Annotated in this window: 26 protein-coding genes; 7 read left to right on the top strand and 19 right to left on the bottom strand. The window is 47.3% G+C overall.

All coding sequences use genetic code 11. From position 1 onward, the window contains the following. Window positions 1-71 precede the first annotated feature (71 nt). Entirely contained in the window at window positions 72-824 is a 753-nt protein-coding gene (locus KNO66_RS03385; protein WP_214740430.1) for a GDSL-type esterase/lipase family protein, read from the top strand. Between the two features lie 31 nt (window positions 825-855). Here KNO66_RS03385 and KNO66_RS03380 read toward each other — a convergent pair whose 3' ends face one another. Further along, on the bottom strand, window positions 856-1,527 hold the full coding sequence (locus tag KNO66_RS03380; RefSeq protein ID WP_214740428.1) for a hypothetical protein: 672 nt from the start codon (window positions 1,525-1,527) through the stop codon (window positions 856-858). Beyond that, window positions 1,514-2,644: a mandelate racemase/muconate lactonizing enzyme family protein gene (locus KNO66_RS03375; protein WP_214740426.1), complete on the bottom strand. Its 1,131-nt coding sequence runs from the start codon at window positions 2,642-2,644 to the stop codon at window positions 1,514-1,516. The genes KNO66_RS03380 and KNO66_RS03375 overlap by 14 nt, the downstream gene beginning before the upstream one ends. Before the next feature lie 79 nt (window positions 2,645-2,723). On the opposite strand from KNO66_RS03375, the gene KNO66_RS03370 reads away from it, so the two are divergent. Then, window positions 2,724-3,923 carry a hypothetical protein gene (locus KNO66_RS03370; RefSeq protein WP_214740424.1) on the top strand — a complete coding sequence of 400 codons (1,200 nt, stop codon included), beginning with the start codon at window positions 2,724-2,726 and terminating at the stop codon, window positions 3,921-3,923. Window positions 3,924-3,938: 15 nt separating this feature from the next. On the opposite strand, the gene nhaC is transcribed toward KNO66_RS03370, so the two are convergent. From nhaC to KNO66_RS03285, 17 genes are all read right to left on the bottom strand, one after another. Further along, window positions 3,939-5,339, bottom strand: a complete 1,401-nt coding sequence (gene nhaC, locus KNO66_RS03365) for a Na+/H+ antiporter NhaC (protein ID WP_483299189.1) — start codon at window positions 5,337-5,339, stop codon at window positions 3,939-3,941. 162 nt (window positions 5,340-5,501) lie between these two features. Further along, window positions 5,502-6,590 (bottom strand): amidohydrolase, encoded by a 1,089-nt coding sequence (locus KNO66_RS03360; protein WP_214740420.1) that lies wholly within the window; start codon window positions 6,588-6,590, stop codon window positions 5,502-5,504. Window positions 6,591-6,606: 16 nt separating this feature from the next. Continuing rightward, complete coding sequence (locus tag KNO66_RS03355) at window positions 6,607-6,951, bottom strand: DoxX family protein (protein ID WP_214740418.1); 345 nt, start codon at window positions 6,949-6,951, stop codon at window positions 6,607-6,609. Window positions 6,952-7,007: 56 nt separating this feature from the next. Continuing rightward, on the bottom strand, window positions 7,008-8,273 hold the full coding sequence (locus tag KNO66_RS03350) for a S1C family serine protease (RefSeq protein ID WP_214740416.1): 1,266 nt from the start codon (window positions 8,271-8,273) through the stop codon (window positions 7,008-7,010). Window positions 8,274-8,384: 111 nt separating this feature from the next. Beyond that, entirely contained in the window at window positions 8,385-9,203 is an 819-nt protein-coding gene (locus tag KNO66_RS03345; RefSeq protein WP_214740414.1) for a fumarylacetoacetate hydrolase family protein, read from the bottom strand. Between the two features lie 54 nt (window positions 9,204-9,257). Next, window positions 9,258-9,713 carry an anaerobic ribonucleoside-triphosphate reductase activating protein gene (nrdG, locus tag KNO66_RS03340; protein ID WP_214740412.1) on the bottom strand — a complete coding sequence of 152 codons (456 nt, stop codon included), beginning with the start codon at window positions 9,711-9,713 and terminating at the stop codon, window positions 9,258-9,260. After that, window positions 9,691-11,541, bottom strand: coding sequence for an anaerobic ribonucleoside triphosphate reductase (locus tag KNO66_RS03335; protein WP_214740409.1), 1,851 nt, complete (start codon window positions 11,539-11,541; stop codon window positions 9,691-9,693). The genes nrdG and KNO66_RS03335 overlap by 23 nt, the downstream gene beginning before the upstream one ends. 191 nt (window positions 11,542-11,732) lie before the next feature. Beyond that, window positions 11,733-12,563: a formate/nitrite transporter family protein gene (locus KNO66_RS03330; protein WP_214742366.1), complete on the bottom strand. Its 831-nt coding sequence runs from the start codon at window positions 12,561-12,563 to the stop codon at window positions 11,733-11,735. A 242-nt stretch (window positions 12,564-12,805) separates the two neighbouring features. Beyond that, on the bottom strand, window positions 12,806-13,105 hold the full coding sequence (locus KNO66_RS03325; protein ID WP_214740407.1) for a hypothetical protein: 300 nt from the start codon (window positions 13,103-13,105) through the stop codon (window positions 12,806-12,808). A 133-nt stretch (window positions 13,106-13,238) separates the two neighbouring features. After that, complete coding sequence (locus tag KNO66_RS03320; protein ID WP_214740405.1) at window positions 13,239-13,607, bottom strand: hypothetical protein; 369 nt, start codon at window positions 13,605-13,607, stop codon at window positions 13,239-13,241. Window positions 13,608-13,918: 311 nt separating this feature from the next. Next, entirely contained in the window at window positions 13,919-14,548 is a 630-nt protein-coding gene (locus KNO66_RS03315; protein WP_214740403.1) for a hypothetical protein, read from the bottom strand. Window positions 14,549-14,693: 145 nt separating this feature from the next. Further along, window positions 14,694-15,344, bottom strand: coding sequence for a 50S ribosomal protein L25/general stress protein Ctc (locus KNO66_RS03310; RefSeq protein ID WP_214740401.1), 651 nt, complete (start codon window positions 15,342-15,344; stop codon window positions 14,694-14,696). Window positions 15,345-15,509: 165 nt separating this feature from the next. Then, the gene (gene mutL / locus KNO66_RS03305) at window positions 15,510-17,327 is read right to left on the bottom strand and encodes a DNA mismatch repair endonuclease MutL (RefSeq protein ID WP_214740399.1); all 1,818 of its coding nucleotides are present in this window, start codon (window positions 17,325-17,327) and stop codon (window positions 15,510-15,512) included. A gap of 4 nt (window positions 17,328-17,331) precedes the next feature. Beyond that, a complete protein-coding gene (gene mutS / locus KNO66_RS03300; RefSeq protein ID WP_214740397.1) occupies window positions 17,332-19,857 on the bottom strand; it encodes a DNA mismatch repair protein MutS in 2,526 nt (841 codons plus the stop codon). Between the two features lie 53 nt (window positions 19,858-19,910). Then, window positions 19,911-20,342, bottom strand: a complete 432-nt coding sequence (locus tag KNO66_RS03295) for a YlbF/YmcA family competence regulator (protein WP_012726155.1) — start codon at window positions 20,340-20,342, stop codon at window positions 19,911-19,913. Between the two features lie 58 nt (window positions 20,343-20,400). Further along, the gene (locus tag KNO66_RS03290) at window positions 20,401-20,859 is read right to left on the bottom strand and encodes a GNAT family N-acetyltransferase (protein ID WP_214740395.1); all 459 of its coding nucleotides are present in this window, start codon (window positions 20,857-20,859) and stop codon (window positions 20,401-20,403) included. Window positions 20,860-20,869: 10 nt separating this feature from the next. After that, complete coding sequence (locus tag KNO66_RS03285) at window positions 20,870-22,336, bottom strand: phytoene desaturase family protein (RefSeq protein WP_214740393.1); 1,467 nt, start codon at window positions 22,334-22,336, stop codon at window positions 20,870-20,872. A 137-nt stretch (window positions 22,337-22,473) separates the two neighbouring features. Between KNO66_RS03285 and KNO66_RS03280 the strand changes: the two genes are divergently transcribed. The 5 genes from KNO66_RS03280 to KNO66_RS03260 are packed head-to-tail and all read left to right on the top strand — an operon-like array spanning window position 22,474 to window position 24,853. Further along, complete coding sequence (locus KNO66_RS03280; RefSeq protein ID WP_214740391.1) at window positions 22,474-22,974, top strand: hypothetical protein; 501 nt, start codon at window positions 22,474-22,476, stop codon at window positions 22,972-22,974. A gap of 22 nt (window positions 22,975-22,996) precedes the next feature. Then, the gene (locus tag KNO66_RS03275) at window positions 22,997-23,437 is read left to right on the top strand and encodes an NUDIX hydrolase (protein ID WP_251128047.1); all 441 of its coding nucleotides are present in this window, start codon (window positions 22,997-22,999) and stop codon (window positions 23,435-23,437) included. Beyond that, complete coding sequence (locus tag KNO66_RS03270; RefSeq protein ID WP_214740387.1) at window positions 23,434-23,955, top strand: DNA topology modulation protein; 522 nt, start codon at window positions 23,434-23,436, stop codon at window positions 23,953-23,955. The genes KNO66_RS03275 and KNO66_RS03270 overlap by 4 nt, the downstream gene beginning before the upstream one ends. Then, window positions 23,952-24,302: a VOC family protein gene (locus KNO66_RS03265; RefSeq protein WP_214740385.1), complete on the top strand. Its 351-nt coding sequence runs from the start codon at window positions 23,952-23,954 to the stop codon at window positions 24,300-24,302. Before KNO66_RS03270 ends, KNO66_RS03265 begins: the two co-directional genes overlap by 4 nt. After that, window positions 24,290-24,853, top strand: a complete 564-nt coding sequence (locus KNO66_RS03260) for a GNAT family N-acetyltransferase (protein WP_214740383.1) — start codon at window positions 24,290-24,292, stop codon at window positions 24,851-24,853. Before KNO66_RS03265 ends, KNO66_RS03260 begins: the two co-directional genes overlap by 13 nt. Window positions 24,854-24,865: the final 12 nt, after the last annotated feature.

Raw genomic sequence — 24,865 nt, 5'->3', positions numbered from 1 at the left:
ATTCGAACATTCACATAGGGCACATCCATTCATTTTTGATATGATGTCTATATAGAAAGCGAGGTCAGCCCATGAAACAGTCGAAGTGGTATGCATTTTTAACCGGCGCCGTTCTCTTGACGGGAATTGCCTTATACGGTCTATGGATCGGTTATCAGGATATCGTCAATCCTCCGGAGCGAACACTTTCTGCCTCCGAAGATGAACGTCCCGAACCAGAAGGAAACGTTTACGTCGCATTAGGCGATTCGTTGACACGCGGTGTCGGTTCAACATCAGGCGCAGGATATGTACAGCCTGTCAGCGCTGCTCTTGAAGAAGAAGAAGGCGTACGTACGCAAAACCTTGCCGTGTCTGGGGCACGAACAGAAGATTTACTCACACAACTCGAGCAACCTGAAGTGCGTCGGACCATCGAAAACGCACGATATATCACGTTGACCATCGGTGGAAACGATTTGTTCAACCGTGGAGAAAACGTCGATAACTTCGAATCCGTCGATATTCAACAAGTGGTCACGGATGCGAAGACGAATTTAGAAACGATTTTCACTGAAATTCGTTCGCTCAACGATTCGGCAACCATCGTGTATATCGGTCTATACAATCCGTTTCAAAATGATGAGAATGGACAAGCATTCAATCAGCTCATCCTCGATTGGAACGCATCCGCGAAACAATTGGCGAATGCGCAGAATATCGATGTGATCGACCCGTTCGCCTACATCTCTGACTTATCAAGAGACCTTGCGACCGACCAGTTCCACCCGAGTGACCGTACGTATGAGAAATTCGCGAATGATGTACTCTTCGTTCTCGAATAATCAAAATCCTCGTCAGCTTGACGAGGATTTTTTACTTCTCATAACGAACGACCCACTGTTCATCTTGTTTCATCATGCCCGTCCCGATCCAACCAGTTTGGAGCAACTCAACTTGTCGCCCACGATCTTCCATCGGTACATCTTGCACAACTGATGTGGGATGCCACGAACGATGCATCTCTTTGTAAAAAATATAGCGGAGTTTCCCGCCATACTTTTCTTTCAACGCCCCGATTCGGAGTCCGAGCGTAAACTTGTCTTTCATGCTTGGAATATTGAACGGTGCGACGGTAGCGCAAACGACATCGAATCGATCATCCGATTCCACTTGTGCCATCAACAGTTTGCCTAAATGTGTCTGTAGTCCATATCCACGGAAGTCTGGATGGACGTTCGTCACTTCCTGATACAGGACACGTTCAAGCGAATCCTCCGGCCAACCGATATCCCGCCCTAGATGTTCCGCATCGATCGGTGGGATGAGCATCGCTCGAAACGCGATGATCCGACCATCTGATCTTGCCCCAATCAATGTCTGGTCATTCAATAGTTTCGTGAACTCCTCGATGGATAGCGATTGATAATGTTCTGGTTCAGCCAATGCCTGAATGACCGCATCTTGGACGGACAACAGTTCCGGTAAATCGGACAAGCCTAGAACACAAACATGAAGGGAAAGGTCTTTGATCTCACCTTTCCACATGCGATTCTTCTCCAATCACGTAAGAATCCGTCGTCAATTCACGCAACACGTCCTCATCGACGTCAATACCGAGTCCCGGACGATTATTCAGTGAGATGATTGGTAAATCATATAATAAGTTTCCGACATCTTTCCCGAATCGGAGCGGACCCGTCAACTCGACCGTCTTCACGATGTTGCTCGAGAAAGCGACGTGAAATCCTGCACTCGATGCAATGGAGGATTCGACCATGGAACCGATCTGGCATTCAATCCCGGACATTTCCGCCATATGAACCAACTTCTTCGCTGGATAGATGCCGCCACACTTCATCAGTTTGATATTCGCTTTATGGGCTGCTTGCATCATCGTCAAACGTCTCATATCGTGAATGTCTTTCAGCCCTTCATCCATCATGAGCGGGACGGAAATTTTTTGTTTCACTTCGAGCATGCCTTCAAAATCGTCTGCGCTAACCGGCTGTTCGACCCAATCGATTCCGTACGGTTCGAGTAGACGCATCGCTTGAACGGTATTGGCCGCATTGATCCACCCTTGATTGACATCGACCCGAATCGGAACATCCGGTCCAACCGCTTCTCGGACGGCCTTGACACGTGCCACGTCCGTTTGCACATCGACCCCGACCTTCATCTTCACGGCCGTGTAACCTTGATTGATTTGTTCAAGAGCCTCTTGAGCCATTTGATCCGGTTCACCAATACTTAATACGTGCGTGACGGGGAATGACTCATGGTACCGTCCGCCAATCCATTCGTAGATGGGTTGATTCAGCTTTTTCCCGATCACATCATGACACGCGATATCGAGTGCCGCTTTGGCAGCCGGAACACCACGAATCGCACGGTCCATCTCGTCATGAATATGTTCTAGGTGCAGCGGATTTTTTCCGATTAGGAGCGGAGCCAATAGATGACGGAGGACACTGACCGTACTCTCAGCGGATTCTCCTGTCACATGCTCGTCCGCCACGGCTTCCCCATAACCGACAAGTCCACATGCAGTCGTCATTTTGACGATGACAGACGGCATATCATCATAACGATGATAACTGACGATGAATGGTACTTTTAACGGAAATCGAACCGAGAAAATTTCTATTTTTTGAATATTCATGTTCATCACTCCTTTACTTCAACTGCCTGTTCCTCTATATTGTCGTTATATAGTCGCTAAATTGCAAGGGGGATTTTACATGTCCATCCATATCGCCGTCGTCGGATCACCATCGTTTATTCAACAGGTACAAAAAGGTTCTTCTTTACCCGATGTTCGAATCGAGGGATTTCCGTATGATGACCCACGAGAAGCGAAAGACATCGCTACGCAACTCCTATTTTTTGACGGAGTTTTCTTCTCCGGTTCATTTCCTTATACGTACGCGACAGAGGTAGCGTCTCTTCCGTACGCTCATCACGTCGTTCAAGATGATGTCGTCTTATTGACGTCGCTCTTATACGTGACGTTGACACAACAGCTCCGAATTGAAGAGCTCTCCATCGATCTCGTTGATGTGTCACGACTTGAATCAATTTTAGCATCGTTTCCAAGCCACATGTCGCCACCGCAAGTGAAAGAACTTAGTCCGTATATGAATTTCGAAGAGTTGATTTCGTTTCATGAGAAACTTCAACGAAATGGGTCGACTCGATTCGCTTTGACGAGTGTCGAGCGAGTTCATCGACACTTAGTGGAAAATGGATTTGCTAGTCAACTCATGATTGAGCCAGAAGAGAGAATTCTCCACCACTTCCATGATTTTATTCAACAGATTCGATTGAACAAATCAGACCAGTCCCAACTCGCCGTGCTCTTCTACTCGGATGCCAGTGAAGATACGCTCAACCATGTGTTAACACATCATTATTTCGGTGGTAAATTGATGGAGACCACTCAAGACGGTATCGTCCTATTATCGAGTAAAGGAAAGATTGAATCTGCTATATCAAAAGGTTTTATTTTGTCAGAGGACTCACCTGGTCATGTAGGGATTGGATATGGGTCCGATTATCAACGCGCCGTTGAGCATGCCGAACTTGCCCTTCAGACGGCGAGTAATGCCACGATACGAATCGTCGACGATTCAAAACGAATGACGTTCACCGATCAACCGGCAACGATTCATTTCCGCGTCACGCAAACGCGTGTCTATGACATGATGAAACAGACGGGTATGAGTCCGACCAATATCGAAAAGCTCATTCACTTTTCAATGGACCAGCTCGAGTTTACAGCGAAAGAGCTGACCGACCATTTAAATGTGACACGTCGCACGACAGAGCGACTCATCAAAAAATTGGTTGATGCAAAACTCGTTCATCCGATTGGCGAAGAGATGAGCTACAGCCAAGGTCGTCCGCGCACCGTCTATAAATTTCAATTCCCGGTCGATTGACGACCGGGAATCGTTTTATTGAGCCGCTTGTTCTGCGACAGGTTCTTCCTGTTGGATGACCGCCATGCGTTCAATCGTATATCCCGTGAAGGCATAAACAATCGAAATGACCGGTACGATGAAGTTCAAGACGGCGTAAGGTGCGTATTCGAACGCTCCGACCCCGAGTGTTCCGAGGATGAATACCCCACACGTATTCCACGGGATAAACACGGATGTCAACGTCCCTCCATCCTCGAGGGCACGAGATAAGTTTTTCGACTGCAGTCCCATTTTTTCATACGCTCCAGCAAACATACGTGACGGGACGACGATTGAGATGTACTGCTCCGAACACGTCGCATTCGTCGCAATTCCCGCTAAAATCGTTGAAGCGATCAACGAACCTGCCGTTTTCGCCAACTTCAAAATTTGGTTCATAATGGATTGGAGCATCCCCGAATATTCTAAAATTCCACCGAACGTCATCGCGACGATGGTCATCGAGACCGTGTACATCATCGCATCAAGACCACCTCGGCTGAAGAGGTTATCGACCAGTTCATTACCCGTATCAATGACATAGCCACTTTGAAGAGCGCCTACGCTGTCAGCGAGCGTTCCGCCTTGAATGAACACTTGAGCCAAGAAGCCTAGGGCAATCCCGACGACGAGTGCCGGAATCGCAGGTACTTTTTTCGCGACGAGCAAAATGACGGCGAGTGGAACGAGGAGTAACCATGGTGAGATGACAAAACTGTTCTCTAAAATCGTCAATGTCTGCGTGATCTCTGAAGAGTCCGTCGTCGAATCTGCGAACCGTCTACCAAGCCAAGCATATACCCCTAGCGCGATGATGAGTCCCGGAATGGTTGTATATAACATGTGCCGAATATGTACGAATAAATTCGTATGAGTTAAGCCTGCCGCCAAGTTTGTCGTGTCTGACAAAGGCGACATCTTATCCCCGAAGTAAGCTCCTGAGATGACAGCCCCCGCTACCATCGGCGCCGGTATCCCCATACTCAGCCCGATGCCCATCCCCGCTACTCCAATCGTACCCATCGTCGACCATGAACTCCCGATCGAGAGCGCGACGACCGCACAGATGAGGCAAATGGTTAACAAAAAGTATGCCGGCGAGATGATTTTCAGTCCGAAATAGATCATCGTGGCAACAATCCCTCCACCGATCCATGCCCCAATCGTCAACCCGACCAAAATGATGATGACGACTGCCGGTAAGGCAAGACGAATCCCTTTATACATCATCTCTTCAATCTCTTTCCACTTGAACCCGTGACGCCAGGCGACGATTGAAGCGACTGCCGTTCCGACGATGAGCGGAATGTGTGGACCTTGACCGAGCTTAACGATCGAGATGAGCATGACGACGATCATCACCCCGAGTGGCAAGAGCGCCCACCCTAACTTCATGTCTTGCTTGTTCCCCGTTGTTTCCATATAACTTCCTCCCCTATAGCGAAAATTCAGAATTGTCGTTATATTGTCGCTAATAACGTTATGATAGCGCTTACAAATGATTGATGCAATAAAAAAATGAGTGGACAGACATCTGTCTATCACACTCATTCTGAATTAAGTCGCTGCAATTCGGAGCGCATCCGCAAGTAGACGAGCCCCGTCCTCTAAGGCGTCACGGTCAAACATCATATGCGGATGATGGAGTCCTGGACCCAAGTCAGCCCCGATTCCAATCATCGTCGCATCTAGCGTCGGTTTCTCGACGGTATAAAAATGAAAATCATCGCTACCTGACGTGACGATCCGTTCGACGAGAGCCGCGTCACCGAAGCGTCCCTCAATCGCTCGCTTGGCGATTTTGCTAGATTCTTCCCCGACGACCGCTCCCGGTGTGAAGTCTTGCCATTCCCACTCTACTTTGATGTGATGAAGTTGAGCGACATGGTGAAGCATGTCCTCGACACGATTTCGGAGTTCGAGCAATTCCTCATTTTGTTGGGCACGGACGTCAATCGAGAATGTCGCATTCCCCGGAATGATATTCATGTTATCACTCCCGGCGTGTACTTTCGTCAACTTGACGGAGTGTGGCTCAAACGGTGACAAGTAAATGCTTTTGAGCATGTGTTGAATCGTGAAGATGACATCGAGTGCGTTCTGTCCTTGATGCGGTCTTGCGCCGTGCGCGTCATCTCCGATCACTTCTCCCTTTAGGAAAAAGGCAGCACCATGCTGAATCGCCGCAGCGTATTGTCCCTTTCTTAACTCTTCTTGTGGACGTAAATGAATCCCGAACAGTTGCATCACATCTTCTAACGCGCCTCGTTCGATCATGGCGAGGGAACCATTCCCTTGCTCTTCGGCAGGTTGGAAGATGAAACGGATCCGCTTCTGTAACGGCTCGTCCTTCAACTGTTCAAGTGCTCCGAGTACCATACTGATATTCGCGTCGTGCCCACAAGAATGGTTCGCTCGAAACGTACCGTCCACTTGTTGCCATAACGCATCGATATCGGCGCGGACCGCAATCACGTCTTCCCCCGATCCAATCTCCGCGATCACCCCGGTCACATCCTCGAACGTCCGATGCGGAATCGACCAGTCCGATAAGATGGAGGCAATCGTACGTGTCGTCTCAACTTCTTTCCAACTGACTTCTGGATGTGCATGAAAATGTTCAAACCATTTCAATACGTTTGTCATATGTATCTCCACACCTTTATATTTTTTTGACACCTTTGATCAAAATCCATTGAAGTGGGAGTCGACCCCACGTGATCCATTTCGGAATGACTTTCCCACCGATTCTAGAAGGTTTGACGGCCATGTTGATATTGGCTGGGAAGACGGCGATAAAGAATGCCGGTAGCGTTCTCTTTACGAACGTCGTCCCCTTGTTGAGTAAGAGCATCGCTCCGAATATGACCTCAACGACTCCACTCAGTCGCACCATCAGTCGACGGAACGGCCATGACTTCGGAATAATCGACATAAACGCCTTCTCTCTGACAAAATGTAAAATCCCTGCCCCGAATAGTAGCACCCCATATAAGTTTCGTACCATATCTCATCCTCCTTTTGTATAAGCATAGCAAAAAAGGCGGGCATGTTGCCCACCTTTTACAATGCAGAACCGTTCGCGTTTTGAATCTCGACTTGAACCGTCTCTGTTTTTCCGTCGCGGATATATTCGATGTCGACCGTTCCATCCGTATCGCGAATCAATTCACTGCGGAGGTCGATGAAGGAACTAACGTCTTTGTCATTGATTTTCACGATGACGTCACGTGCCTCAAGACCTGCTTTCGCAGCCGAACTGTTTTGCTGCACTTCTACAATGATTGTTCCCGCCGTTACCGATTCAGGTAAGTTGATTTGTTCCGTCAAGTAACCTGGAGGGAACTCTGATACGTCACGAAGTGATACGCCGAGTGACGGATGATTCACTTCTCCCGTCTGTTCGATTTGATTGATGAGCGGAAGGGCGATGTCGACTGGGATCGAGAAGCCGACTCCTTCAACTTCTGCCGTCGCAATCTTCATCGAGTTGATCCCGACGAGTTGTCCTTCTTCGTTGATTAACGCACCACCTGAGTTACCTGGGTTGATGGCCGCATCGGTTTGAATGACCTCGGCATTGAAATCGGCCTGTCCGTTCTCATCTGTATCGACCGGTACGAGACGAGACGTCGACGAGACGACACCACGCGTCACGGAGTTCTCGAATTGTCCGAGTGGATTCCCGATGGCGATGACCGTTTGTCCCGGTTTTAACTCACTCGATTTGCCGATTGAGATGACGGCCGGTACTTTATCAGCGTCTACTTTCAAGACGGCCAAGTCATACGTGGCGTCACTTCCCATGAGTGTGGCATCCGCTGTCGTGCCATCATTAAACGTGACCGTCAACTTGTCCGCTCCGTTGACGACGTGATGGTTCGTCGCGATATATGCCGAGTCTCCTTCTTTTTTGTAAATGACACCTGACCCGACTCCAGCCTCGACCGCTTCACTCGAGAATCCGGTTTGGGCGAAGTTGTTCACAGTCACGACGGCAGGTTGAGCGGTCGCGACGGCATTCGTGACCGAAGAATCGGATACGTTCGATGACGTCTGGACCGGAGTCCCTTGCGAGGTCACGTTCGTGTCACTCACACTCGTAGCCGGTTGGTCGATAAACGGATATGCGATTGCGCCCGTCAACAACGCCCCGATGACCCCACCGACAAGTCCCGGGAACATACGGCTGACGAATGACGGTTTTGTTTGTGTTCGTACCATTGTCTCTTCTCGGTTGGATGAACCGAGTTCTGTATCTAACCAATCTTTTTGTTGCTCTGATTCATGTAATTGATCGTGTTCATTTGATTGATCGTGACGATCCATAATGATTCATCTCCTCTGTGTTATCTTCTACCCTTACTATAACGAAGAGGAACACTCATTTATGAAATGATAAATGAATTACAAGATTCTTCACATTTTACGTCATTTCATTCAGACAATCACATTTCTTAGCGTGCCGAGACCTTCAATCGTCACTTCGACGGTGTCACCCGTTTGAAGATACGTCGGTGGCGTCATCCCGTGCCCGACCCCGGCCGGCGTACCAGTCGCGATGATGTCACCCGCTTCAAGCGTCATGCCTTTCGATAACGTCCGAATGAGCTCGTCAATCGGACGAATCATATCGGCCGTCGTTCCGTCTTGGCGCGTCTCCCCGTTAACACTTGTTTTGATTTGGAGAGGGAATTGAAGCTCGTCCGGTGTCACGATGAATGGTCCCATCGGACAGAACGTATCGAGTGACTTGCCACGGAAAAATTGGACATGTTCTTTTTGCACGTCTCGTGCCGTCACGTCGTTTAGAATCGTGTATCCGAAAATGTGTTCTTCGACCGATTCGATGTCTCGTCCCGACTTTCCGATGATGACGGCGAGTTCGCCTTCATAGTCGAGTTTATCCGTCAATTCCGGATGGCGCTCAATGACCGCTTCCGGACCGACGACTGAAGTCGGTGCTTTCGTGAAGATGACGAGTTTCCCCGCTCCCGCTGTATCCATCTCTTTCACGTGTTCTTCGTAGTTCTTACCGATACAAATCACATTTTTCAACGGTCGATACGGGGCGAGTAATTTCACCTCCGTCACTCGGTATGATGGCGCCACGTCCAAGTCGATATCCGGCTCGAACTCACGGGCGATCACTTCTAATAAGTTAGTCGTATGTACTTGATTGCTGACATCAAAGACGAAATCGCCCTCGATGATCCCCACTCGTTGCTCTTCCTGCATCTCAAAACTACACCATTTCATCTTAAATCCCCCTTTTTCAACATTATACAAAAAATCGAGACATCTCTGCCTCGATTACACTTTATTCAAAAAGATGATTCGTTGATTACTCGATCCCCGAAAGCGGAGTCCCATATCTCGTAGCGACTGCTCGTAATAACCGTCAACGAGGACATCGGCGTAGTCTAACACGGTTTGAATCGCTTCGTCGTGCATCGCTTCCAACTGTTCGAACGTATAACCGGTATACACCCACACATTTTTACCGAGCGACTTACATGCCATGACGAGTTTTGCTAGCTCTAATGATTGAAGAAACGGTTCACCTCCTGAGATGGTCACCCCGTCCCAACCACTGAGCTTGACGCGTTGAACAAGTTCCTCTACTTCGACATCCTCACCGCCGGATGGATTCCACGAGGAAGGATTATGACACCCTTTACAGTGATGCGGACAGCCGGCAGTAAAGATAACCGTCCGAATCCCTGGTCCGTCAACTACGGATTCTTCAACGACGGATAGAATGCGCATCGTGTTTCACCCTCGCCCGCTCTTCTTCTCGTTTCGCCGTATTCCAACGGTCCATCGTCCCGACCAAATAACCGGTGATGCGGCGAATTCGTTCGATGTTTGTATCCTCGCCACAAGTCGGACAGGATTCGTCAATCAGCCCTTCTAAGCCACAATTCCCGCAGCGATCGACCGGATGATTGATCGAACCGTAGCCGATGTCATGTTGACGCATCAAACGAACAATCGATTCCACCGCTTCCGCGTTGTGGGCGAGAGAACCATCGACTTCGACATAAGAGATATGTCCCGCGTCACACAATGCGTGATAAGGTGCCTCGATTCGGATTTTCTCACGAATCGATACAGACTGATAGACCGGCACGTGGAATGAATTTGTATAGAAGGCACGATTGGTGACATCTTCAATCATCCCGAACGCTTCCTGGTCTTTCGTCACAAATTTACCTGACAGTCCTTCTGCCGGTGTCGCAAGTAACGAGAAATTCAAGTCGTACGAATCGGCTGCCGCTCGCATGCGATCAGCTAAGTGCGTGGCGATATCGAGACCGAGTCGTTCCGCCTCACGCGACTCGGCATGTGTACTGCCCGTCAACACCTTTAACGTTTCAGCGAGTCCGATGAAACCGAGTGAGAGCGTTCCTTGTTTTAATACGTCTCGGACCTCATCCTGAATATGTAACTCCTCACTTCCTCGCCAGACCCCTTGTGTGTAAAGGAAACGAAATTCTTCAGCGCGACGCTTGCATTGATACTCGAAACGCTCGACCAACTGTTCGATTCCGATGTCGACATATCGGTTGAGTATCCGGTAAAAATCCGAGATCGACTCCGATACAAGTGCCATCTTCACCAAGTTGAGTGTGGAAAATGAAAGATTGCCACGTCCGATTGACGTCTCCTCCCCATGTCGATTTCCCATGACCCGCGTGCGGCAACCCATGTATGCCACTTCAGATGCATGCGTCCCATCATAGTACGTGGCATTGAACGGGGCATCGATGAACGAGAAGTTCGGGAAAAGACGCTTACCTGTGACCCGACACGCTTCACGGAAAAGATCGACGTTCGGATCGTCCTCCCGAAAGTTGATTCCTTCCTTCACTTTAAAGATTTGAATAGGAAAAATCGGAGTCTCCCCGTTCCCTAACCCACATTCCGTGGCACGGAGTAACTCCCGAATGAGGATACGTCCCCACTTTGACGTGTCCGTCCCATAATTGATCGAGACGAAAGGCACTTGCCCACCACCTCGTGAGTGCATCGAGTTCGCATTGTGAATGAACGCCTCACACGCCTGATACGTCGCCGAAATCGTCTCTTCTTCCGCGAGTGTCTCCATTTGCCCCTCGTCCCAGTCAACAGGTAACGATTGGAGTCGGCTCAGTTGACGCTCATATGTCTTCTCGACATACGGTGCCAAGTCGACGTCAAACATCGGGAACGCCTGCCCCCCGTGCTGCATATTTTGATTCGCTTGAAGGATAATCGATGCAAGTGCCATGGCGGAGCGAATGTCTTTCGGGGACCGGATCGTCCCATGTCCCGTATGGAAGCCGTCTTTCAACAATTGACCGAGTGGAATTTGACAACATGTCGTCGATCCTGTGATGTAATAGTCCGCATCGTGCACGTATAAAAAGTTATCAGTGACGGCTTGTTTTGACCGTTCCGACATCAAATACGTCTGCGACAATTCTTTCGACACTTCTGAAGAGAGTCGTGCTAGTTTTCCGAGCGGGGATTTGCCGTCCACGTTCGCATTCTCTTGTACCAAGTCTTGATCTGGTAAGACGCAGACGTCCTCATACAACTGCAGTAATTTCAAAACCCATCACCTCACTATATATGGATTCAAAACATTCATATTCGTTTTAAGAATCCTATATATAGATTATGGCATGTGATTTTCTCGATGGTCACGAGTCGATATTGTGACAGTTTACGTGTGGTCATACGATAAAAAAGAGCCTCGTCTTCGGTAAGACAAGGCTCTACGTTATATGTGACAAACATCATTTATTTAGCAGCTTTCACGACTTTTAATTCGACTTCTTCCTCTAATTCTTGTACCTCACGGAGACCTTTCGAGTTCAACCACGTATAGATGGCTCCCATGAAGAGCGCTCCACCGATAATGTTACCGAACGTTGCAGGAATCAAGTTGTGAATCGCACCTGCCATGCTGATCGTCTCAGGGTGTGGGACGACGAGCGTCAAGGCGAACAAGACGAAGTTGGCGATGACGTGGTCAAATCCTGATGCGAAGAAGACCGCGACAAGGAAGATCATCGAGAAGATTTGAGCGAACTCATTTTTCATTTGTTTCGGTAAGAAAATAGCGAGACAGACCATCCAGTTACAGAAGATGGCGCGGAAGAAAATTTCGACCGTCGTATGATGCATTTTACTTTCAACAACGGAGAACAACCAGTTGTTCATCCCGAGTTCTTGGATGACGCCAGTCGGTGCAAGTAGTAAGGCGAATAAAATTCCCCCGAGTGCGTTCCCGACGAAGCAGAGCAACCAGACGAGCATCGTATCACTGAGCGTCGTATAACCACGAAGCGTCGACGTTGTGAAATACATCGTATTCCCCGTGAACAACTCAGCTCCCCCATAGATAATCATGACGAGCGCGATCCCGAACGAGAAGCCTCCGATGAGTGTCGTGAACGGAGATTCCGCTAAATACATACCGTTGACGACTTTCAAGGTAAAGATTGAGGCAAAGCCGATAAAGATCCCGGCTAACATTGCCCGTAAAAAGTATTCCATTGGACGATAATGAATCATTTGAGAGGAAGCCTGTGCTTTTTTTCGCAATGATTCGAGTGCATGGATTTCCATTGATGCCATGTCACAAACCCTTCTTTCTGAATAATTAAATAGGAAAGTATCAGTTCTAATATGTGAAATCATTAACAATATAAACTGTACAGTCTCTGTTGGCAATCCTGTCTTGCATGAATTGACAGAGTGTTCACATCGTAATCGTTTACATATGGCGGATTTGTGACAAACAAAAATTCTCCCAATTTTCGGGAGAATAATAAGACAAAGTTTATGAAGCCAATCGTTAAAATAAGGGATTAATCCTTTCTCATGAGTTCATCAAATGTTAAATTTAATCTTTCCTCTACATGAAGCGTTTCATGATTAACAATCAAAAGGTGTCCACTCTTTATGTCCACTCCTACAAAATCTCCTAGCAAATCTTCATAACCTACGACTGCAAAGCCTTGTTTTGTGAACTCTTCTAAATCTCCAAACTGACTTTCTAATTCATCGTTCGGTAGAATACAAAGATATCTATTCAATCCTTCGACCTGATCCAACAGGATTGCCTTTTCTTTAACAGGTAATAGCGATTGTATCGATTTGTATGACATATTATACACCTCACTCATTTTTATGAATAGCATTATAATGTTCTTCTGTAATCACTGCATTTCATGATAGTTCAATATATATTTATTAACTGTCTCTTGGTCGACTATTGCGATTCAGACATTGTAAAATTTATCAGTGATATTCCTTTCCGATTCTAATTTTCGTGAAATGAATCTCTGCCGCAACAGGAGGCAATAAGAGATGGCATATAAATATTTCCTGCCCCTCTAATTCGTAACTATCGATGCTAATATCCTGCATGAAATATGGGCGTTGTCCCCTCGTCAGTTCTTTGATTGGCATTGTTCGATCATCTAGAGCGGTAGAAACCTCTACTTTAATACAACCTAAAAATTCAATCTCGTAGTGACGATAACTCTCTTCCTCATCTTCAATCTTTATTAAAACCTCATCTCCAAAATAACGGCAATCGAATCCTAAAACGCGCGCATCCCAGTAGTGTATTTTTTCGATTTCTCTTAATATTTCCTGAGCTTTCATTTTTTCACCTTCTGTATGGAATATGTGTTGCTTAAACCACGTGGCTTCACAAGTTTTAAATGGTTTTTATAATTTTGATTGTATAAATGAACATCATGATACAAAGCTATATGATCTGGCTAAATTTAGTCTTATTCCAACTCTACGGACTGTATTCCTCACATCGATAAACCCGCTATTATCAGTTTATATAATTCTAACAAAGAGTCATCATGAGTAGACCCCCAAACCTCATCATACATATCATTTTTCATAGTATCTATGTAACATGACTATGCGTTATAACATGCTCAAACTGAGGCCCTCATAATTCATTTTTCGTCTAAATAATCAATGTAAAATTTTTGAGGTATATTCTTTGTTAATTCTTCAATAGATTCATATTTTTTTTCATTAGAAAATAAAATAAACCCAAGTCCATCTCCATCTATTTTAATAAAAGAAGTTGGTATACTCATATCAATTAAAGGTACAAATTGAGTGCTAGAGAACAGCCACTTACCATATTTTTTTAAAGTAAAATTCAATTTATCTTTAAAGATAATGTTATAAAACCCATTTTGAGCAGGCATCCAGTACGTTTCGTTAATCAAAAACCTTAAATCTTTTTCGTTTTCTATTTTTGCATTGCAGTAATAAAAAGAATTCTCATCCTCAGCACAATCGTTCATAGAATATTTAATTTTCCTTGAATCCATTTTTTCAACCATCTCATTATCCTGACTTATATTTTTAGATAATATAAATGTTATGACTATTGGATATACATTTTGGTAAACCAAAAAATCAATTAAAGCTTTTTTGTTATCGTTAATAGTTAAATCATCATAACTAGTGATCTCATAAACCTTTTTAATTTCACCTATAATGAAATAATTATCTAAATTATCTCCAATCTGCTTATGTAGATGCTTCCTTTCAATAATTGTAAGCTCTTGCATAGTGATCACCTTCCGATACTAAAAATGAAGAAAAGCTTCTTAATAATTACGTTATCAGTTGTAGACAAGATTAGCGAAACAATACTGAAAAAAGAGGAGCATCGCCCCATCTAGGGACGATGCTCCTCTTTTATAATCGAATTGCTTATTCTTTATCCTCAGTCGATTCTTCTGTTTCTTCAGAAGATCCTTCTGAAGCTTCTTCTTCAGTTGAACCTTCCTCTGATTCAGTTTCTTCCTCTTCCTCAGCAACCGGCTCATTCACAGAGGCGATGTGCATATCTGGTTCCGAGACGATCGTGTACGATTTGTCTTCTGGAAGATCCGCTACCGTCACCGAGTCACCGATTTCGAGGTCTGACACGTCAAGTTCGATGCGTTCAGGGATGTTGGCAGGTGTCGCTGCGACCGTCACTTTATAGAGTGACTGGGCGAGATATCCGCCTTCTTTGACGCCTTTCGCGTCGCCAACGAGGACGATATCCGCTTCGACTTCTGTCTCTTCATCCATCTTCACAGCCATAAATTCGACGTGCTGATAGAAGTTTGTGAACGGATCCGTTTCCGATCCGTGCACGAGCGTGTTGATCTTGTTTCCATCGAAATGGAGTTCGATCAAGGCGTTGTCACCGTGGTCTCGAAGAATTTTACGAAGGTCCATCTCGTCAAACACGATTGGCGTGCTGTCTACTTTGTAACCATAGACAACGCCTAACGCTTTTCCTTCGTTACGCAACTTCGTGCGTAGTGATCGTGGGCGTAATTCTCGTTTTGATACTTGAAGTTTGTTCGTCATTTTCTTTTCCTCCTACATGGATATACATTTCATGTCGGCATCTTGAGGGTGAGGCAGTGAAAAAGCCACCTCTCAACCTCGATGCGTTGAGTGACATGTGTATAGTTTTCCCATGAGGGCTCCTGCATAAACGTTACATCGTGTTAAAACAAGGTAACAAGACGATTACATGACGCGTTTGAACAATTTCTCGAGTTCATACGTGCTCCACTTCACGAGAATCGGTCGCCCGTGCGGACACGTGAACGGAGACGTCGTTCGACTCAAATCATCAATCAATTGTCGCATCATCTCCATATTGAGTGGATGATTCGCTTTGATGGATCGTTTACACGCCATGAGGATCGATGCTTCCTCACGATATTTCGCGATGTCGATTGATCGCTGCTGAATAGCCATCTCCACTAGATCACGAATTGTACCCTCTAAGTCATGTTGCGGATACCATGTTGGAATTTCACGTACAAGGAACGTGTTACCCCCAAACGGCTCTAACGTGATGCCGGCATCCGCTAGAAGCGGGAGCACTTCTTCGATGGCGAGCGTCTCTTCTTGCGTGAACTCTAACGTCAGCGGAATCAACAGGAGCTGATACTCTTTTTCCGGACGTCCTAACTGCTCATAAAACAACTCATACTTGATGCGTTCCTGGGCGGCATGTTGGTCCATCACGTACATCCCGTCTTCCGCTCCACAGATGATATAACTCGAATGGAGTTGCCCGATGACGTCTAACGCCGGAAGACGCTCGGACTGACGTACAGGCTCTTCGACCTGTTTTGGTTCGATCATCTCTGCCTCCGGTTCATGAACGAGCGGAGCCGGATTCCATTGGGAAGGAGACGTGAGCGACTCTTTTCGATCCCGAGGAATCGGATAGTTCCACTCGACGGTGTCGGCTTGTTTAGGTTGCGGCTCCATCGAAAAGTCGAGTTTCGACTGTTCAGACGGTGTCACACGTTTCGGCTTCGCTTCTTGTTTCACAGACGGAATGAGACGTTGCTCCCGGAGCGTCAATTGAACGGTCTCTCGGATGAGCTGGCACAGTTCTTTTTCTTTCGACAAACGTACTTCACGTTTTGTCGGATGGACGTTCACGTCAATCAACATCGGATCCATCTTCACCTCGAGCACGGCAATCGGATAGCGTCCGATCGGTAAGAGCGTGTGATAGCCTTCGAGCACGCTTTGGGTCAGCGCAAAATTCTTGATGCTTCGACCGTTTAAGATGAGAGTCACATATTGTTTGTTCGAACGGGTCACTTCCGGGCGTACGAGATGCGCGCTCAACGTATAGTCGTTCGTCTTACTCGAAGCCGTGACGATTTGTGCGGCGACTTGGCGACCATAGATGGCGAGCATGACTTGTTTCAAGTCCCCATTCCCGTTCGTGCGCAACAATTCTTTCTCTTCATGGAAGACGGTGAAACGAATCTCCGGATGAGACAGCGCCAAACGGTTCAACGTATCCGTAATGCTCGCGAGTTCAGTCGCCGATGTCTTCAAATATTTCAGACGGGCCGGTGTGTTGAAGAAGAGCTGACTGACCGCGATTTCGGTCCCGACGTTCGTCGCCGCCGGATTGATCGCTGTGACGACACCGCCTTCAAGCGTCATCTCGAAGCCTTCTTCAGCTGCTCGCTTCGACTTCAACGAGACGTGACTGACCGACGCGATCGAGGCGAGTGCCTCACCGCGGAAGCCAAGCGTCCGAATCCGGAACAAGTCATGCTCGTCACGGATTTTACTCGTCGCATGCCGCAAGAAGGCTCGCGCCGCGTCTTCTTCATGGAACCCATGCCCGTTGTCACGGACTTTAATAAGACGGATACCCGCCTCTTGTAAGTCGACGTCCACTTTCGTCGCTCCCGCATCAATCGCATTTTCGACTAATTCTTTGACGACGGAAGCCGGTCGTTCCACGACCTCCCCGGCTGCGATTCGGTTCGCGAGTTGTTCCGGTAACTCTCGAATGATTCCCATCGACTCACCCTTTCTTTGCGGTCTGTTGCAGTTCATAGAGCGCCTGCATCGCTTCGATTGGATTCATTGCCAACAAATCGAGTTTGAGCAGTTGCTCCCGTACGACGTCATTCGACTCGAACAATGACAACTGGCTGACTTCTTCCACTGGTGGAGAAGGTTGCTCGTTCAAACTCGGTTTCGTTGCTTCGGATTCGAGTTCTGACAGGATCGTCCGAGCCCGGTCAATCAATGAATCCGGAAGTTCAGCCAATTCCGCCACGTGAATCCCATACGACTTGTCGGCACGTCCTGGATGTACCTCATGGAGGAAGACGACTCGTCCATCCCGTTCAATCGCCCGGACATGAACATTCTCAAGTGTCGGAATCGAATCTTCGAGCACTGTCAGTTCATGATAGTGCGTCGAGAAGAGTGTCTTCGCTCCGATTGTTGAGGCGATATATTCGACAATTGCCTGTGCGAGCGCCATTCCGTCATACGTTGACGTCCCCCGACCAATCTCATCCAATAGAATCAGACTATGGTTCGTTGCCTCGGTGACGGCTTGGCGCGTCTCGGTCATCTCGACCATGAACGTCGACTGTCCGCTCACCAAATCGTCCGCTGCACCGATCCGTGTGAAGATGCGGTCAAAGAGCGGGAGTTCCGCCGCTTCTGCCGGGACGAATGAACCGATCTGATGAAGGATTGCAATTAAGGCAAATTGACGCATATACGTCGATTTACCGGACATGTTCGGTCCGGTGATGAGTAACATTTGACGTGTGTCGTCAAGCGTCAAGTCATTGGCGACATATTCGCCTCGCGGCAAGACCGTCTCAATGACAGGGTGACGTCCACGTTCAATTTGGACGTGAGATGTCGTAACTGGGCGTACGTATTCCCGCTTCTCCGCCACGACGGCAAGGGCGAGGAGCACATCCAACTCACTGAGTGAACGGGCCAATTGTTGAAGGTCCTTCGTGTACGTCTTCACTTCTTCGCGGAGCGCGACAAACAAGTCATATTCGAGCGTACAGCTCTTCTCTTCCGCACCTAAGATCAGGGCTTCCTTCTCTTTCAGTTCTGGCGTGATGTATCGTTCCGCATTCGTCAACGTCTGCTTCCGCTCATAACGTCCTTCTTCAAGTAACTTCGCATTCGCTTTCGTCACTTCCAAGTAGTAACCGAATACGCGGTTATACCCGACCTTTAACGACTTGATGCCGGTCGCGATGCGTTCCTGTTGCTCGAGGTTGGCAATCCACGATTTCCCGTGCGCTTTCGCTTCTAGCAGTTCGTCGAGCTCATCCGAATACCCGTGACGAATCATCCCACCTTCTTTCGTCGAGATCGGGGGTGAATCGACGAGGGCAGCCCGTAGCTGTCCACTCAACGTCTCGAACGAGTCAAGATTCTGTTCGATTTGCAGCAAGCGATCGGCTTTCACCGTTTGTAAGAGTGACCGGACGGCTGGCATCCGCTCGAGTGTGTCGCGTAATTGGACAAGGTCTCGCGCATTCGCCGTCCCGTACCCGACTTTTGCGACAAGGCGTTCGATATCGTAGACTCGCTTCAGCTCTTCTTGTAGTTGATCGCGCAACATGAAGTCGTCCACTAAGTTCTCGACGGCGTCCTGTCGCTCTTTGATGCCTTGCTCTGTATAGAGTGGCTGTTCGAGCCAACGCTTCAATAAACGACCGCCCATCGCCGTCGTCGTCTCATCAAGGAGTGAAAGGAGTGACCCTTTCCGTTCTCCCGAACGAGCCGAACGGAACAGTTCAAGATTTCGGGCCGTATTGGCATCGAGTTGCATATGCTGTTCAACCTCATAGGCGACAGCTGGTTGCAAGTGATCGAGCGAACGTTTCTGTGTTTTCGTGAGATAGGCAAACAGCAATTCAAATGCCGAGCGTTGTGCCTCGTCTTTCGCACCTTGTGCGAGCGGACTCTCCCGCTTGTCCACTTGAATCGAGAGAGGAATGCCGGTCTGTCGTAACAAGTCAGCGAGTCGTTCGTCTTCGACGATGACCTCGTTCGGGAGCAATCCTTCGATTTCACGTAAGACGGCCTCTTCTGACGAGAGCGTCGTCAACCATGATTCCCCCGTCGTGACGTCACCGCGAGCAATTCCGAATCGTCCTGCGACGTCGGAGATGGCGACGAGATAACGGTTCTCTTTTTCACTGAGTGACGCCATGTATGTACCCGGCGTGATCACTTGGATGACTTCTCGCTTCACGAGTCCTTTCGTCGCCTTCGGGTCTTCCGTCTGTTCACAGATGGCGACATTGAATCCTTTTTCGATCAGTTGCTCGATATAGATTGCCGCGGAATGATGCGGAACGCCACACATCGGGATTGGATGCTCGGCCTGTTTCCCGTTTTTAGAAGTGAGCGTGAGCTCTAACTCCTTTGCGACAATTTGTGCATCTTCAAAAAACAACTCGTAAAAATCACCGAGTCGATAGAATAAAAAGGCGTCCGGATAGTCTGCCTTGATGGAGAAATATTGTTTCATCATTGGTGTTTGATGGACTTCTTGCATGTTGATTCACCTCTAGAAAGTACAACAGCTGACCATCGGCCAGCTGTGTCGTTTTAGTATCCGCAGCCGCCGCGTGCTTGTTCAGCCGCCATGCCGCTCCCTGTCTTCCCTGCAAGGACGTCGCCGTCCGTCGATTCGATGATACGGTCCGTCACGGAGTTCGCGAGCGTGACCGTCACGTATTGAAGTAAATCGTTCACTTCGACTTGTGTTTCTTGGAACGCTTGAACGACCGGAATCGAGTCAAGTTCTTCCATCGCTTTATCAATCTTTTGCTCGACTTTCGCAAGTGCTTCCGTCTTGCCGTAGTGCTTACAGTTGACGGCTTCTTTTTGTAAGAACTTGATTCGTTTAATCAACGTCTGTACGCGGTCACTTCCGTTCACTTTCGCTTCCGCTTCTTTGAAACGCGCCACTTCTGGTGTTTGTGCTAATACGTCTGCCAATTCTCTTGCTTTTGCAATTACTTGTTGATCGGTCACCATTGTAAACCCCTTTATGTCTATAATGTAATCGTGCTCAATGGCACGTGAATGTTCTTTCTCATTCTAACATGAACGATTCGGAAACGGTACTAGCGGGATTCGAGGATTCTCGTAACATATCGACGTGCGGAATGCTGTCTTCTTGATACACATCACTCGTCCGTTTGAAGCCAAACGAGGCATAAAAAGGTTCCACATACGTCTGCGCTTGCAGATATAATGTCTCATGACCGAAGTCCTTGATTGCCGCATCCATCAAGAGGCGGGAATACCCTTTCCCTCGATGCGTCGCTTTCGTGACGACACGTCCGATGGCGACCGGAGATGCTTCCGTTAACACGCGAAGCGCAGAGACGATCTCTCCATCTTCTTCCATCCAATAATGGATGGCTGCTACGTCCTTTCCATCCACCTCTTGGTACGGACAGTTCTGTTCGACCACAAATATCTCAGTCCGTAATGCCAGTAAGCGATACAATTCCATCGTTGTCAGTTCATCAAACGCTTTTATCTTCATCAATATCCCCCTAATCAATCGTCACCCCGAGTGCCCGGGCGACATGTAATCCGCTCGTCATCGCGCCAATCGTCCCTGCTCCCGGAAATACCGTATCCCCGCACACATAGAAGTTCGGCAAGTCGGTACGATAACTTGCCGCACGAAAGAGTGCCTGGCTTGGCGTCTGGGCATATCCTCCAACTGCTCCGTGTGGACGCTTCGTATACTTCACCCATGCCCCGGGTCCACCAGGCAGAAGTAGTGACGACTCGCGGTCCCAATCGGGAAATGCAGTCGCGACGACGTCGACGAGACGATTGGTCCAATCTTGTTCTAGTTTCTCATATGCCGCCCGATCTTTCCAATGTTGCCATTCTGATAAATCGATATGTGTGGATACCGTGATGGTCCGTTCCGGTCGTTCTGTCCGTAACACGTCACCTGGCGCGGACATCGAAATGAACGCATGCCCACTCGGTAATCGCTCGTGATAGATTTGTTGAAATAGTGGTTGCTGTTGACACACATCCTCAGGCAAGACGAGGTAAAGGCTGAACGTGCCCCATTGCGACTGCTTCAATTGTCTGCGATATTGTCGTTTGAAGCGTCGTTGTTCTTGTCCTCTCAGAAATTCGCTCGTCCGCTCAATCGGGATGGCGGAAACAACGACATCGACTAGTTCAAGTCGTCCTCTTCGATCGGTGATGAGCCATCCATCCGTTACCTGTTCGATGGATTGGACGTCTCTCCCTAATTTCGTTTCGCCACCAAACGTTCGGACGGCGCGCTCTAACGCATGAGCCAATTGATACAGTCCACCTTCAACATAGAACGCTCCTTCGTGATAGACCGACAGTGCCACTGCACCGAGTAAATGACTCGCTTCTTTCGCACCGGTCTGCAAACTGTCGAGCAGGACGCCATCGATAAATCGCTCGAACATCGTACCGTTTAGTCCGTGACGAGCTAACGTGTCACCGAGTGGCCGCTGGAGTTTCAGGAGCGCTGTGATTTGATTCGGTCGAAAACCTTTCAGCGCGTAAACTATGTCTGATGTCGTCCGAAGTGGAAGTGCAGGTAACTGCTGAAACAGCGGACGAATCCTCTCAAAATCTCCCCACACTTCTCGGTAAAACGCATGGATTGACTCATAATGCTCTGAGAACACGCGACTGAGCTCCTCAAGCAGGCGCATTCGGTCGCGATAGTAAGTGACGGTGACGTCAGGTAATTGAATGTCCATCACCTCGTCAAGTAACGTCACCTCGACCGATTCGCCCAATTTCTGAAGGACACGCTGATGGACTCCACCTTTTTCAAATCCCATTCCGAGTGTCGCGCCTGCCGGGAACAAATAGTCACCCCGTTGAAATTTACCGGCACACCCACCCCATTCACGCGATGCTTCTAATACAATCACATCATGCCCTTTTTGTTGCGCGAGCGCAGCTGCCGTCAAACCCGCAACGCCTCCACCTATGATCCCGATTTTCATGTACATCCCTCCTCTTTATATCATACCTGCTCATTCAAAAACTTGAAGAAATGAATCGGTTTTTGAGATTCCAACGATCTTTTGAAGGGAACTGATTCTCTTATGCAGAAATAGTTTATATCTGAAAAGGTAAGGTGATGAAAATGCGTAGTCGTGTCATGGTCTATTTATTGATTCCAATTCTCATCTTTATTGGTATACTGATTACCCCGCCTTCCGAGGAATCACTCAAGCTTGCGACGATGACCGTCGTCAGCATCCAAGAGATGATTCCTTACGAAAAAGAGTATACGGCACAAAAAGTGCTAGAAGAACGAACGATGGACGACAAATCAGCCATCATCGAAGAATGGCGTCTCGAACAGGGAGCGAGAACGTCTTATAGTTATGTGCTCAGACTGAGAGGATTTGACCATGTGACACAGATTGATGCAGGCGCAGCCAACACGAGATCGGACGGCTATTACGCGATGCAGGCGCATAGCCCAATCTTTGAGACGGACAAGCCGGTGTCCACGAACTATCCGATCGTCGTGTTCAGTTCGGAACAACGTCTCGTCATCGGACAGATGGATGTGCGGGTCATTTATGAAGAGGACGGTCAATTGAAGAAATGGATTGTATTGGAGGATGAATAAGTTGAAAAATTATATACATTCGATGCGAGAACTCATCGGTCACCGTCCTTTCATTATGATCGGCGCTGCAATAGCTGTACAAAATGATAATCAAGAATTTTTATTACAACTAAGGAAAGATACAAAGGAATGGGGACTTCCTGGCGGGGCGATGGAACCTGGAGAAACCATCGAACAAACCGCACAACGAGAATTGTATGAAGAAACGGGTCTCTCTTCCAACCACTTAACTCTAATCTCAGTTTTCTCTGGACCTGATTTTTTCTTTGAATATCCAAATGGCGATCAAGTGCATAATGTTACCCATTTATTCATCACTGACACAGTGACGGGCACGTTATGTTTAAACGATGATGAAGGGATAGATTTAAAATATTTTTCACTACAAAATCTACCAGAAAACATTGATGCACGGGCAAAGTTAATCTTATCGAGTCCATCTATGAAAGAAGTGACTGTATGAAACGAATCATAATCATCGGTTCTGGTGGTGCGGGGAAATCCACACTCGCCCGTCAACTCGGTGAACGATTACATCTCGATGTCTATCATTTGGACGCCCTCATGTGGCGACCGGGATGGGTGATGGCACCAAGTGAAGAACGAATTGACATCCAACAACAGCTTGTGAAGAAAGATCAATGGATCATCGATGGAAACTTCGGGAACACGCTTGATTTACGTTTACAGGCAGCAGATACCGTCATTTTGATCGACCTTCCACGCATCGTCTGTATATATCGTGTCCTCAAGCGAGTCGTCCGATATCGTGGTACGACACGACCGGATATGGGCGCATCCTGTGAGGAAAAACTCGATTTCGCATTCCTGAAATGGGTTTGGAATTTTCCTGACATTCAAAAGCCAGAGATGGTCAAACGAATCAAACAATATTCTCACGAGAAACAGATCATCGTCTTAAAATCTCGGAAAGATGTTGCAAACTTCATTAATCAAATGAAAAGGCAGGAATTCCTATGAACCCTATCCTTCACAAAATCGGCACCATCTTTATTCCGGTAAGTGATATTCAAAAAGCGCGTGACTGGTATTGTGATTTATTCGATCTTTCAACAAAAAGAGAGATCTTATTCGACCATTTATATGTCATTCCATTAGAGGGTACCAACCTCGTTTTAGATAGCAAAATCTACTCAAAAGATAACATCATCCAGACACCACTGTTTCACTTAAATACGCACGATATTCATCAAGCTTATTCTTATATGATTCAAAGCGATATTAATGTCATTACACCCATTGAGCACGAACATTGGCTCAATTTCAAAGATCTTGACGGGAACGTCATCATGGTATGCAAATGCTAACATCGGACCAAACCTTTAATCAGCGATATCAGGTTATTCAAGTCGATTGTATCGAAGACTATCTTGAGGAAATGAGCCATTTATTGATTCATGTCGTTGAAGGTGGAGCTTCAATAGGGTTTCTTCCAGATATGACGCTTGAAGATGCAATGACTTATTGGTCTAACGTCATTCAACCCGAGATTCAATTATTAATCGCTGTACAAGATGAAATGATCGTCGGCACTATCCAATTACATATGTGTATGAAACCGAACGGCGTTCATCGTGTTGAAATTGCAAAATTAATGGTACATCCAGATTTTCGACGATTAGGAATCGGACGAGCACTTATGCTCTCTGCCGAAAATGTCGTCAGAAACTTAGGAAAAGAAGTAATCATTCTCGATACAAGGAAAGGAGACTCTTCTAATCACCTGTACCTTTCACTCGAGTACATTTTAGCGGGATCAATACCGTACTATACAAAATCTAGTGAGGGATTTGAATCAACGAATATTTACTATAAAGCATTAACAAAGAACACCATGGAATATCAAGATTTAGATTGATTTCTATTTAGT

Source organism: Exiguobacterium sp. s48 (assembly GCF_018617395.1).
Classification (GTDB): domain Bacteria; phylum Bacillota; class Bacilli; order Exiguobacteriales; family Exiguobacteriaceae; genus Exiguobacterium.
The sequence above is the reverse complement of the archived record's forward strand: the minus strand, read 5'-3'. Positions and strand labels throughout refer to the sequence as shown.

What these genes read in the sequence shown, in the direction of transcription:
- KNO66_RS03290 (WP_214740395.1), bottom strand. Translation starts at nt 20,859, where the DNA reads ATGAAGATAAAAGCGTTTGATGAACTGACAACGATGGAATTGTATCGC.
- KNO66_RS03345 (WP_214740414.1), bottom strand. Translation starts at nt 9,203, where the DNA reads ATGAAATGGTGTAGTTTTGAGATGCAGGAAGAGCAACGAGTGGGGATC.
- nhaC (WP_483299189.1), bottom strand. Translation starts at nt 5,339, where the DNA reads ATGAAGTTAGGGTGGGCGCTCTTGCCACTCGGGGTGATGATCGTCGTC.
- mutS (WP_214740397.1), bottom strand. Translation starts at nt 19,857, where the DNA reads ATGCAAGAAGTCCATCAAACACCAATGATGAAACAATATTTCTCCATC.
- mutL (WP_214740399.1), bottom strand. Translation starts at nt 17,327, where the DNA reads ATGGGAATCATTCGAGAGTTACCGGAACAACTCGCGAACCGAATCGCA.
- KNO66_RS03275 (WP_251128047.1), top strand. Translation starts at nt 22,997, where the DNA reads ATGCGAGAACTCATCGGTCACCGTCCTTTCATTATGATCGGCGCTGCA.
- KNO66_RS03370 (WP_214740424.1), top strand. Translation starts at nt 2,724, where the DNA reads ATGTCCATCCATATCGCCGTCGTCGGATCACCATCGTTTATTCAACAG.
- KNO66_RS03350 (WP_214740416.1), bottom strand. Translation starts at nt 8,273, where the DNA reads ATGGATCGTCACGATCAATCAAATGAACACGATCAATTACATGAATCA.
- KNO66_RS03330 (WP_214742366.1), bottom strand. Translation starts at nt 12,563, where the DNA reads ATGGAAATCCATGCACTCGAATCATTGCGAAAAAAAGCACAGGCTTCC.
- KNO66_RS03280 (WP_214740391.1), top strand. Translation starts at nt 22,474, where the DNA reads ATGAAAATGCGTAGTCGTGTCATGGTCTATTTATTGATTCCAATTCTC.
- KNO66_RS03285 (WP_214740393.1), bottom strand. Translation starts at nt 22,336, where the DNA reads ATGAAAATCGGGATCATAGGTGGAGGCGTTGCGGGTTTGACGGCAGCT.
- KNO66_RS03375 (WP_214740426.1), bottom strand. Translation starts at nt 2,644, where the DNA reads ATGAATATTCAAAAAATAGAAATTTTCTCGGTTCGATTTCCGTTAAAA.
- KNO66_RS03260 (WP_214740383.1), top strand. Translation starts at nt 24,290, where the DNA reads ATGCAAATGCTAACATCGGACCAAACCTTTAATCAGCGATATCAGGTT.
- KNO66_RS03310 (WP_214740401.1), bottom strand. Translation starts at nt 15,344, where the DNA reads ATGACGAACAAACTTCAAGTATCAAAACGAGAATTACGCCCACGATCA.
- KNO66_RS03380 (WP_214740428.1), bottom strand. Translation starts at nt 1,527, where the DNA reads ATGTGGAAAGGTGAGATCAAAGACCTTTCCCTTCATGTTTGTGTTCTA.
- KNO66_RS03355 (WP_214740418.1), bottom strand. Translation starts at nt 6,951, where the DNA reads ATGGTACGAAACTTATATGGGGTGCTACTATTCGGGGCAGGGATTTTA.
- KNO66_RS03385 (WP_214740430.1), top strand. Translation starts at nt 72, where the DNA reads ATGAAACAGTCGAAGTGGTATGCATTTTTAACCGGCGCCGTTCTCTTG.
- KNO66_RS03360 (WP_214740420.1), bottom strand. Translation starts at nt 6,590, where the DNA reads ATGACAAACGTATTGAAATGGTTTGAACATTTTCATGCACATCCAGAA.
- KNO66_RS03265 (WP_214740385.1), top strand. Translation starts at nt 23,952, where the DNA reads ATGAACCCTATCCTTCACAAAATCGGCACCATCTTTATTCCGGTAAGT.
- KNO66_RS03320 (WP_214740405.1), bottom strand. Translation starts at nt 13,607, where the DNA reads ATGAAAGCTCAGGAAATATTAAGAGAAATCGAAAAAATACACTACTGG.
- KNO66_RS03270 (WP_214740387.1), top strand. Translation starts at nt 23,434, where the DNA reads ATGAAACGAATCATAATCATCGGTTCTGGTGGTGCGGGGAAATCCACA.
- KNO66_RS03325 (WP_214740407.1), bottom strand. Translation starts at nt 13,105, where the DNA reads ATGTCATACAAATCGATACAATCGCTATTACCTGTTAAAGAAAAGGCA.
- KNO66_RS03295 (WP_012726155.1), bottom strand. Translation starts at nt 20,342, where the DNA reads ATGGTGACCGATCAACAAGTAATTGCAAAAGCAAGAGAATTGGCAGAC.
- KNO66_RS03315 (WP_214740403.1), bottom strand. Translation starts at nt 14,548, where the DNA reads ATGCAAGAGCTTACAATTATTGAAAGGAAGCATCTACATAAGCAGATT.
- nrdG (WP_214740412.1), bottom strand. Translation starts at nt 9,713, where the DNA reads ATGCGCATTCTATCCGTCGTTGAAGAATCCGTAGTTGACGGACCAGGG.